The 10,762-nt window shown below is 67.8% G+C and carries 8 protein-coding genes; 2 read left to right on the top strand and 6 right to left on the bottom strand.

What is annotated here, in order from left to right:
* Positions 1-2: 2 nt before the first annotated feature.
* Positions 3-647 carry an EpsI family protein gene (gene epsI / locus HYU53_09980; GenBank protein MBI2221522.1) on the bottom strand — a complete coding sequence of 215 codons (645 nt, stop codon included), beginning with the start codon at positions 645-647 and terminating at the stop codon, positions 3-5.
* Positions 644-1,495: an exosortase gene (gene xrt, locus HYU53_09975; protein ID MBI2221521.1), complete on the bottom strand. Its 852-nt coding sequence runs from the start codon at positions 1,493-1,495 to the stop codon at positions 644-646. Before xrt ends, epsI begins: the two co-directional genes overlap by 4 nt.
* Before the next feature lie 288 nt (positions 1,496-1,783).
* Between xrt and HYU53_09970 the strand changes: the two genes are divergently transcribed.
* On the top strand, positions 1,784-3,646 hold the full coding sequence (locus HYU53_09970) for a hypothetical protein (protein MBI2221520.1): 1,863 nt from the start codon (positions 1,784-1,786) through the stop codon (positions 3,644-3,646).
* A gap of 106 nt (positions 3,647-3,752) precedes the next feature.
* Here the strand turns inward: HYU53_09970 and HYU53_09965 are convergent, their stop codons facing one another.
* Positions 3,753-5,243 (bottom strand): hypothetical protein, encoded by a 1,491-nt coding sequence (locus HYU53_09965; GenBank protein ID MBI2221519.1) that lies wholly within the window; start codon positions 5,241-5,243, stop codon positions 3,753-3,755.
* Positions 5,244-5,496: 253 nt separating this feature from the next.
* Between HYU53_09965 and HYU53_09960 the strand changes: the two genes are divergently transcribed.
* Positions 5,497-6,357, top strand: coding sequence for a sulfotransferase (locus HYU53_09960; GenBank protein ID MBI2221518.1), 861 nt, complete (start codon positions 5,497-5,499; stop codon positions 6,355-6,357).
* Positions 6,358-6,519: 162 nt separating this feature from the next.
* On the opposite strand, the gene HYU53_09955 is transcribed toward HYU53_09960, so the two are convergent.
* The 3 genes from HYU53_09955 to HYU53_09945 form a co-directional block, all read right to left on the bottom strand.
* Positions 6,520-9,051, bottom strand: a complete 2,532-nt coding sequence (locus HYU53_09955) for a hypothetical protein (GenBank protein ID MBI2221517.1) — start codon at positions 9,049-9,051, stop codon at positions 6,520-6,522.
* A 417-nt stretch (positions 9,052-9,468) separates the two neighbouring features.
* The gene (locus HYU53_09950) at positions 9,469-9,996 is read right to left on the bottom strand and encodes a hypothetical protein (GenBank protein ID MBI2221516.1); all 528 of its coding nucleotides are present in this window, start codon (positions 9,994-9,996) and stop codon (positions 9,469-9,471) included.
* Complete coding sequence (locus HYU53_09945; protein ID MBI2221515.1) at positions 9,986-10,657, bottom strand: PilZ domain-containing protein; 672 nt, start codon at positions 10,655-10,657, stop codon at positions 9,986-9,988. The genes HYU53_09950 and HYU53_09945 overlap by 11 nt, the downstream gene beginning before the upstream one ends.
* Positions 10,658-10,762: the final 105 nt, after the last annotated feature.

Below are 10,762 nucleotides of genomic sequence, written 5' to 3'. Positions count from 1 at the left end.
TTCTACGAGGGGAGGTAGCGGTCCAGGACCGGACAAAGGACGCCCACGAACTCGCGCGCGAGCGCTTCGCCCTCGGCCTCAGCCGCAGCCGATGCATCCTGCAGGGGAACCGCCACGCGCACGATCGCGCCGTCGGTGCGATTGAGGCGCAACGCATCCCAGAGCGCGTACGCCTTCGCCGCGTACTCGCTCGCGACGACGCGGCCGTGGCTCTGGTACCAGTAAAAGACGAGCTGTCGATCCAGTCCCTTTTGCACGAGGTACCGATTCACTTCGATTGGAGGACGCCCGCCGGCGGCAAATCGAAAACGGCCGGACCCCACCGGGCGCCACCCCGTGCCCGGCAGGCAGTTCTGCGGCGAGTGGATGCTGTCCCCCTGCCGCTGCTGCTCGTAGTACCCGACGTACAAGCCCAAAGGGCGCCCGCTCCCATTCGCGTACAACCGGTTCACGTACTGGTCGACGCCCAGCTCCAGCCGAATCCGCTCGTTCAACGGAGCGGATCGCGCGAGCGTCCAGCCCGCCATCATGGTGGGAAACGTCGCAAGCGACTCCCTGAGCAAGACCGGCCGCGGCTCCCACACCTGTCGCAGCCAGACACCGGTGCCCGCGAGGCATGCCGACAGGATCAGCATGCGGGCTGTCATGCCCATCGAGCGGCGCCGCCCTGGGAGATGCGCGCCCGCTGCGCCCAGCCGGCCGCGACGAGGAGTCCGCGGTGGAGCAGGAACAGCAGCCCGAACGCCATGACGAAGAGCAGCCAGCCGGAGAACGTGTGGAAAAACCCCTCGGCGGCGCGGCTGCCGTAGACCTGCGCGGCGACCCCCGTGCCCGCGATGCGGCAGCCGTTGGTGATGATGGCAATCGGCACCGTTGCGCACGCGAGGATCACCCGGATCGCCGTGCGCGATTCCATGAAGTAGGCGTAGACGACGCCGAGGGTGAACAGCGAGACGAGCGAGCGGATACCGCTGCAGGCTTCCGCCACCTCCAGCGTCGTGTCCGTGAGCACGATGAGATTGCCTTCTCGGAGCACGGGCACACCCGACACGGCGAGCGCGGTCTCGCCGAACCACGACGCGAACAACTGGAGTGGGAACGCAATCTGATTGAAGACGATCGCGGGGATCGGAATCATCAGGAGCAGGAACGCCAGCGGAAACGCCAGCACGCGGAGGTGGTGCGGCCCGAGGACGAACAGCACCACGCCCGCGATGGTGCCGACCATCGAAACCCGCGTCAGGAAGAACTCCGATCCGAGCACTCCCGCGACCAGCAGCGAGATGCTGCCGAGCGCGATGAACAGTCCCACGATGCTCGGGCCGCCGGGCGCCTCGGCCAGTTCCCTGCGCCGCTCCCACGCGAAGTAGAGCGCCAGGGGAACGATCAGGAATCCATGCGAGTAGTTCTGGTCCCCCATCCAGTCCGCCACCAGTCCCGTGAGCACGTCACGGTAAAGGAGCGCGAAGCTGATGATGAGAACCACTGGAGCCACAAGCCTCTCCCTCGTGCTGCCTGACATGCGGGCGATGTTGCGGAGGTTCAGCAAAGTGCTCGCCACCGCTGGACCCCCACGCGGCGCCCGAAAAGCCGCGTCCCCGGCGACAATCGCGCCGGCAGCGCCGATTGGCGCCGTTTCGCGTGAGTAATGTCTGCCTCGGGGCAGACACATCTCTCCGCGGGTCCGTCTCTTCGGCCGCCCGTCATCACCAGGCCCGGCACGGGACCGGCATCACATCACCTCGGCGATCCGCGTCGTTCTATCGCCGGAGGACTGTCATCCATGTTGCGACCCGCGCCGCTGTCCGTCGGATTGCTGTTGTCGCTGGCGCCGCTCGGCGCCGGCATGCTTGCCGGACCCGCTGAACCCCCCGCGCTGGATCTCCGCGCGGAGCACCGGAACGGGCAGACATTTCTGACCTGGCGGGAGGCCGGGACCACGCAGGCCGAACGTGTCCCGGAAGGGGAGGACGCACCTCCCCCCGTCCGCCGAGCCGCGCGGCGCGGCATTGCGAGGTCAGACGCGGGGACCGAATACCGCATCTACCGGTCGTCCCAGCCGATCGCCAGCGTCGCCGGTATGCTGCCGGTCGGAGAGGTGCGGCAGGACAGCGCCCGCAACGAGGATTTCTACGGGATTACCGCCAAGCGCCAGGGCGAAGACCTGTACTACGTGATCGAGGATGGTAAGCCTCCTCTCGCGAAAGGAACCGGCCTGTTCGTTTACAACCCGCCAGCCGGCCAGGCGTATTACGCCGTGACGCTCGTCGAAAACGGGGTGGAGAACACCAGCCTCGAGCGGGGCAACAGCCTGTCGGAACCCGTGCGCGAAACCTCCGGTCCGGGGATTCCCGTCCTGCAGCGGGTCGAACACCCGGACCGATTCAACTTCGTGCGCGGCGCCACGCTTCGGTACTACGTGCGCTGGGAGGTGCCACCCAACACCAACACTCCCGGTAGACCCTTCGACTACGTCGTCGCGATTCCCGCGGACGTGCGCTGGCCGGCGCCGATCGGCATCCACATGCACAGTTGGGGAGGGAATCTGAACAAGGGCTACGGCTGGTGGTACAGCACCGAGCGCGGTGCCGTGCTCGTCGCGTCGAACCAAGTGCCGTACGACTGGTGGACCGGCTACCACGAGGCGCTGGATCTCAGCCCAGGGGCTGCGAAGAAGCCACCGCGCCCCAAGGATGCCGCCGTGTGGCAGCAGGGAGTCGTACGCCCGTACACGCAGCGACGCCTGCTCTCGTTCGTCGACTGGCTGGCCACGCAGATCCGAATCGATCCGCTCCGCGTGTTTGCGGCGGGCAGCTCGATGGGCGGCTCCGGATCCCTGATGCTCGCGATCCGCTTTCCGGAGCGGATCGCCTGGGCCGTGTCCTGGGTGGGCGTCCACATCCCGGAACAGTCACCCCGGTTCAAAGCGTCGTACCAGAAGGTGTACGGCCGCGAGGCATGGGGCGTGAAGTTCGAGGACGGCACGCCGGTGTGGGACTACTACAACGACGCCTGGTTCCTCCGGCGTCATCCGGAGAAGGAGATCGGGTTCCTGACCTTCTCCAACGGAAGGACGGACAAGACCATCGGATGGACGCAGGCCGTCGAATTCCTGCAGGCCCTCCAGGAAACCAGGCGCCCGCACATGTTCGTGTGGGGTCCCGGGGGGCACAACCAGCGCGCCAGGATGCCGCTGACGGGCGAGCAGAACGTCATGCCCCTCGATCTCCGTGTCGATCAGAGCCTTCCAGCATTTTCGCGCGGCACGCTCGACGACGATCCCGGAGACGGATCGGCGGAGAGCGGCGACGCCGAGGGCCAGGTGAACGCGTTCCTCTACTGGGACCCGGCGACCATCCGGGACGAACCGGACCGATGGGAGGCCGTCGTCGGCGTGGCGGAACGGTCGGCGCAGTCGGAGGGTGCGGCAGACGTGACGCCGCGGCGTCTCCAGCGCCTGCGTCCGGCACCGGGGCAGGAGTTCCGCTGGACGAATACGGCCGTGTCGAGCGGCCGCGTTGTCCAGTCGGGAACCGTTACCGCAGATCAGTTCGGCCTGATCACGCTGCGGCAGGTGCGCGTGAGCAAGGGCCGCAATCGCGTCGCCATCAGCAGGGAGGTGGCCGCCGGCACCCCAGACCGGTGATGCGCCGACGGCGTCGCGACCCGGAAGGCGGGCAGCCGCAGGAGAGCGTTACGTGAGTCTCTCCTGCGGCCGGAGGCGTGAGCGAGTGGCGGCAGGTGCCCGCCGGCTACAGCGGGCAGTTCCGGTTGTTGTACGCATCGAGTACGTTCTTGAGACCGAGCATCGCGTCGCGATTCCCGCCGGCCAGCGCGGCGTTCACATGACCGAGGATCTGCGCGGTCGACAGCGGGTATCCCACGCCCGCGTTCGTCGAGTTGAGCAGCGCGGCGACCGCGGCCCTCAGCAGGATTCGCGCGGCGTCGATCGTCTCGGTGCCGCCCTTGTACTGCAGCGCCTGCATGAGCGTGTCGCCGGAGAGCGCCGCCAGATCCGGCGGGAGCGCGAAGACGTCGCCCACCGTCTGCACCGGCGTGTAGGTCGCCCAGCTCGCCGGATGGTTCTTCCAATAGCCCGGCGTGCAACCCGCGTCGACGCAGCCTTCGTCGATCTGGCCGTCGCCGTCGTTGTCGATGCCGTCGCCGCAGATCTCGACGCAGCCTTCATCGATCTGGCCGTCGCCGTCGTTGTCGATGCCGTCGCCGCAGATCTCGACACAGCCTTCGTCGATCTGGCCGTCGCCGTCATTGTCGATGCCGTCGCCGCAGATCTCGCCGGGACGGCAGCGCTCGTCGGTGGCCGAGAAGGTCGCGTGTTTGTAATTCCCAGGCCCGGAGAGCGCGGCCGTCTGGAACGCGGTGCCGTCCCAACGAACATGCCACAGGCGCCCCTTGCTCTCCGTCACCAGCACGTCGCAACCCATCCCGGCGAACGCCGACGCCGGTGCGGTCAGCACGTTTCCGCTGAGCGGGATCGTCGTCCGTCCTGCGACCGTGACGTACAGCGTCCCCTCAGGGTTGATGATGTCGACGTCCTTGGCACAGACCGCCAGACTGTAGAATGCCACGCTGCCGTCGCCGGCGATCGCCGCAAGGCCGCAGTACGGCAGCCCGGTGGCCATCACGACCCTGCCCGCCCACGGGCCGTACTGATCGGCATCGTACGGCACGGTGGTCAGCCCTTCGATTGGAAGGCCGGTCGATCCCAGGAACGAGGCGGTGCCGGAGCCGTCGATCCGCCACACGTTGCCACTGGACGTGCCGACGATCAGGCGGCCACCGAAAACACCGGTCGTGTCCACGTGAAGCCCGCGAACCTTCCCTTTTTCTCCGGGCAGCGTGACCCACGGGTTCGTGAACACGGTCCCGTCGGCCGACACCCGCGCCAGCTGGCCCGGCTCGTTGTTGCCCATGAAGACTTCGCCGAGCGGGAACACGCCGCCGGGCGTTCGTTCGGAACCCAGGAGAATCTGCCCGCCAAGGTTCTGCACGGACGGGAGCGTATATGCGGCGTGGCTGCCCCCGGGGTCCACCGTCTCGAGATTGTTCGGTACACCATCGGGATAGTTCACCGAGATGATCAGGCCCCCCGAAGGGACATGCAGGGCGATCCCGAACGGGGAGTCGAGCCCCGTGGTGATCGGGGTGAGCGAAATCGCCGCGACGAGGGTTGCCGCCCCGCTGCAGGCCAGAAGAAACGCCAGGATGATGCGCTTGCCCACGAAGGACTCCTTAGCTGCGAATGATGTTGCCGAAACCCGGGGCACACCTCTTAGCAAGGACGCGGCCACGCGCTGATCGCTCGGATGCATGGAGATGCCGCAACGCACGCTCCCCGGTGTGCCACCTCGTGAAGAGATTTGTCAGCCGCCGCGCCGACAAACAAAAGTCATCCTACGGAGTGACATCGATCCCCGCGCCGCGAAGAGTCTGCGCGCCGCACGAGTTCTGCATGGGCCGCGGCGCGAGACCATCATGGCGACGACTTTGCTGACGTCCCGGGCGATGTTGGCGTCTGTCCGTGCGGCGTCGCCGGTCTTCATCGTCGGCGTCATGAATCGGTGCGGGACGAACTATCTGTCCCACGTCCTCCGGCTGCATCCGGTGTTCAAGCTTCCCGGCCGGATTGTCGAGGACTACCTGCTGGAGCATTCGGATCTCCTCGTCCGCTACGTCGAGAAGACCGGCCGCAGCTGGGGCCAGTCCACCTCGGTCGAACGCCGGGTGTTCCGCGAGCAGCTGCTCTCGCGGATCGGCGACGGCATCCTTGCCTTTCTCGGCGATCAGATCGATGAGGGACGACGGGTGCTGGCCAAGACGCCAAGCGCGCGGCATCTCGAGAACTTCTTCCGGCTGTTCCCGCACGCGCAACTCGTGATTCTCGTGCGCGACGGCCGCGACGTCGTGGAGTCTGCCGGCCGCAGCTGGCGCTACGCGCCGGGCGCGTACTGGATGGAGCGGTGGGCGAGCGGCGCGCGTGCCATTCTGCGGTTCATGGACGAAACCGGCGGTCAGGACCGTGGTTGGTCGTGGACGCTGGTGAAGTACGAAGACCTGATTCGCGACCCGGAGCGCGTCGTGCGCGAGCTGCTCGCGTTCCTGGATGTCGACGAATCCGCGTTCAACTGGTCGGGGCTCCAGTCGATCCCGCTGCGTGGCTCGTCGGTGCACCGCGGCAGCCGCGATCGCGTGCACTGGGATGTCGTCGAGAAACCAGACGAGTTTCAGCCAATCGGACGATGGCAGCACTGGCACTGGGCCAAGCGCCGAATTTTCAAGGTGGTGGCAGGCCGTGAGCTGATCCGGTTCGGCTATGTCGTAAACTCACGCTGGTAGCCCGCGTATCGCGGGCGTAGCCGCCGTCCGGATCGCGGCGCGCCAATAACAGCAGGACCCAGCGTGGATCCCACGCGGTCATCACTTCCGTGTCCAGCCAGCGGCGGACGGCGAGCGCCGCGCACGCCACCCGCCGCCGGCCGGATGCGGAACCTTGCGGCATCAGGGCACCGTCACGGCCACGGACTTCTTGTTGTTCAACTCGTTCGCCTCGGCGATGACCCCCGTCGCATCGGCAAGCCCGATGATCCGGTACGTCCCCGGCGCGGTGCCGAGCGGAATCGTGACCACGGTGACCTGTGAGTCCGTGGCGTTGGGCGCCAGCGCGGGCACGGCATGCGTTCCGAGCAGCACGTCGCCGGCGTCGATCAGGCCGTTCTTCGACAGGAAGTACCGCGTCGATGACGGCCCGCCCGTCGGCGCGCCGCCGACGTTCTTCGTCGTCTCGCTGATCGTCGTCGTCCCACCCGGGGCGATGACCATGGGCGAGACGCTGAAGGACGAGATCATCAGGTCAGGGCCGATCTTGATCTTCTTCGCCCGAGTGTTGTTGCCCTCGTCGGCCTCCGCCTCCGTGTTCCCGGAATCGGCCAGTGCGATCAGGAAGTAGGTTCCCGGCGCCGTGCCCCCCGGAATCGTGACGGCCAGCGAATCGAGCACGGTCAATCCCGGACCGACGGGCGCCGTGGGGTCTGTGCCCAGCAGCGTATCGGAGCCGCTCAACGTGGCGTCGGCCGACAGGTAGATGCTCGTCGTCGTCGGGCCGGAGCCCGTGCTGCCGATGTTCTGGATGCCGTACTTCACCAGGATCGCGGCGCCCGCGCCGGACTTGGCGGGGGCGGCCAGCTTCGACACGATCAGATCGACGTCCGCCACCGCGCCGAGGCAGATGCCGACGCTCGTGCTGCCGCCGTTCGGGACGGTCGCGCTGGTGGAGCCGGTTCCCAGGCCGGCCTTGGCGGCCGACACCGTGTAAGTTCCCGGGGCGACCCTGTTGGTGAACACTCCGGTGCTTCCGGTCGTCCCGTAGAGGACGCCGTTCAATGACACCGTTGCCCCGTCGACGGGCGCGCCGCCCGCGCATTCCGTCACCGTGACGGTCAGACTTCCTATCGGTGCCGGCACGCAGCTCGGATATGCGAAGCGACCGATCCGCGTGAGCCATCCGGCCGGGCTGGTGGCCTGGCTGGCGGCCGTGTAGTACTCCGTCGTGTACCAGAACGTGCACTCATCCACGGGGTCCACGGCCAGCATGCTGTAGTCGCCCCAACGCGAACTGGTCGATGTCTGCACGCCGCTGCCCGGGATGAGCGTCGCCTCACCCTGGAAAAGGCCCCCGGGCGGATCGGTGACGAGCCGTCCCGCGTACCGGATGCCCGGAAACACCGCGGCGCTAGAGACGCTGTAGCCAACCGCCAGGTTGCCCTGATGATCGACCGCCGCGCTGCCCATCCAGCGGTGCGTCGTGTCCGGCGCGAACGTGGCCTGCTCCTGGACGAAGTACGCGCCTCCCGGCGCCGGATTCCGCAGTTCGTAATACCGGACGGCCGCGAGGAACGCCCCGGCCGGATCGGCATCCACCGTGTGGTTGACGACAAGCGACTCGAATCCTCCTCGATTCCGGTACTGAAGCCGGTGCATCAGGCGATCGCTGATGGAGTCGAGAAACTGGCTGAGGACCACGCCTGGCTGCGGGATGTCGTCGCGTCCCGACGGGGAGATCGGATCGAAGGCGGCGACCGCAAGCGGGCTGCCGGGGCGCTCGACGAACGTCGAGCTCGCGGGACTCGCGAAATCCGCGTGGAAGTCGAAGATGCGCAACCCGTCGATCGGATCGCCAAACTCGGTGGCGACAAAGTATGCCATCGGGTTGGGCGCGCCGGCTGGCGGCGTCAGCTTGCCGTCCAGGTCCGCCGGCAGGAGCCCGCCGATCCCCTCGGGGTGCGAGGCGAGATCCAGATTGAAATAGATGAAGCTGGCGGTCGGATCGCCGGCGAGCATCTTCGCGCGGTCGAAGGCGAACGCGCCCGTGCCGTTGAAGGAACCGCCGCTCAGGAACTGCACGTCGGTCATGTAGTACGCGTCGGGCCAGACGCCGAAGTGCGGGTAGTCGTTGAAGTTCGACCCCGGCATCACGAAGTCGTACAGGTTGTACGTGCCGGCCGGATTGCCCGTGCGCGACACGGCAATGCACTGATGGTACGGAGGCGTGGTGAGGCCCGTGAACGCGAACTGGCTGATCAACCATCGATCCGCCAGCGGATCGTAGAGGACGATCGGATCGCCGTTGTCGTTGGTCGAGCAGATGCCGCCAAGCGGAGCGAACAGCGAGCTCATCTTGAACGGCGCGGTCAGCGGCGCCCCGGTCTTGTCGTACACGCGGACGAGCAGATTGATGGTCTGCACGTAGTGACCCGGCCCGACGTCGCCGTTGGTGTCCGGCGGGCTGACCCGGAAGCCGACGACGGTGAAGTTGTCCGTGTTGTTCAACCCCTCGAACGCGCCAAGCGGCGCGGGCATGTTCGGCTCGGGGGCGGTGCTCTGACGCGCCAGGTCGAGCCCGTCCTGCGGATGTGCCGGCGCGGCGGCCTTGGGGAGCTCGCGGTTCGGGATGACGCGGATGCGCGGCCGGTCCCGATCCGGCAGGCCGGATTCCGGTGGCGGCGCGGGCAGGTCTCGGGCAGCCTTTGACACGGCGAATCCCACCGCGGTTCCAACCGCATCGGGACCCTTCGCCGTACCGGCAGACGACTGGGCTTCAGCGCGCCACCACGTCGGCGCGAGGAACACCAGCCCTATCAGAGCCAACGCGGACAGCGTCCTCAAGAAGTGTCGCAGCATCGGGATGTGCCTCCGGGTCGGGTGGCGAACGGGTGGCCGGTCGTGACGCGCCGCGCGCACGCGCTATCCGGCCGACAGAAAGAGATTCAGCTCGGCGTGCGCGCGGCTCTCCGCAGTGGGCGGCGCGGGACGATGGCGCGCGACCCACCGCAGGCAGGCAATCAGGATCTTCACCATTCCGTTCCCTCCAGCGGCGCCAGCCGGCGCACGCTGCCGCGTGCGGCCCTGGCAGGCCACGTGCCAGGGCGCGGGATGGTTTTTGCCGCAAATTCAAGCGTGTGATGGGGACCCGGCGGACGGAGTCTGCGCGTCGTGCGGTTTTTGTTTGCGCTGGCGGAGACTCGAGAGGGCCAGGCATTTCCGCAGCACACCGGGACGCCCGAACCGCAGCTCGAAGGTGCCGACGACTTCGCCCGTGCGTGGAATCGTCACGGTCAGCTCCATGCGATCGCCGGCCACGCGGCCGCGGAAGCGGGCGATCGCTCCCGCCTGCGTCCCGCCCTCTCTTTCCGGGCCTCCTTCACGCACGTGCGTTCCGGCGAGGTCGAACGCGCCGGCCGCGTCGACGACGGGCGGCTCGTCGATCGTTCCGCGCGCGCAGTCGTACTCGATGGTGCCGCCGGCGGTCCGTACGACCAGGCTCACGTGGTCGCCGCCCCACTGGCCCGCACGCACGAGGGCGCGCGAGGGACCGGGACCGGAGGCGCTGCCGCCGTTGCAGGTGCCCGCGGTCGACATCGCTGCGGCGAGCGCCGCGGCCGCGACGCCGGCGCGACGAGCAGGGAGGTTATGCCACACGGTCCACGAACTTCCGCCACGCGCGGTCCGGCATCGACGCATCGCTGAGCGCCACGCCGCACACCGACGAGACGCCGTCGCTGCCGCGCGCCGACCACACCAGCTCCGCCTCCACGCGGAGCCGCTCGCCCGCGAACTGGATGATCATCGGCGATGGCACGTCGACGATCTCACCATCGAGTTCAAATCGCAGGCCGCCGTAGCTCACGTCCACCACTCGTCCGGCGCGGCCGGCCACCTTGACCGGAACCGCGCCGTGCACCGCCTTTCGCGGCCAGCGCTGCCGTCGCCGGACCGCGGCCAGCAGCTCTGCGACGACCATCAACAGGTACACCGATTCGAAAGGGCGGACGAGCAGTTGAAAGCCGTGGCGCCGGGCGTCGATGTCGAGCGGCCGATCCTTCTCGCTTCCGGTCAGGAGGCCGGCGACGAGCGGATGCTTCTTGCGCGCGGCGAGCAGCAGCGCGAGCCCGCGCTCGCTGCCGATCCGCGCGGCGGCGATCATCAGGTCGATCGGCCACTGGTCGAGCCACCAGCGCGCCTGGTTGGCCGACGTCGCGCTCGCCACCAGATAGTCGCGCTCTTTCAGCGCCCGCATGACTTGATACGCCGCGAGCGTGTCCGGCTCGGCCAGCAGGATTTGAAACGGGCGTCGGTACATCCAGCGGCCTGCTCCGCGTCAGCGCCGTTATATCGGAATTCCCGCTCCTTGTCCCGACTATAAAGTCTGACCCAGCGGCGACTTTCCGATCGAATTCCGGAGAGG

It is taken from the genome of Acidobacteriota bacterium, from assembly GCA_016184105.1.
Classification (GTDB): Bacteria; Acidobacteriota; Vicinamibacteria; order Vicinamibacterales; family 2-12-FULL-66-21; genus JACPDI01.
This window is presented reverse-complemented; position numbering and strand designations above follow the sequence as displayed.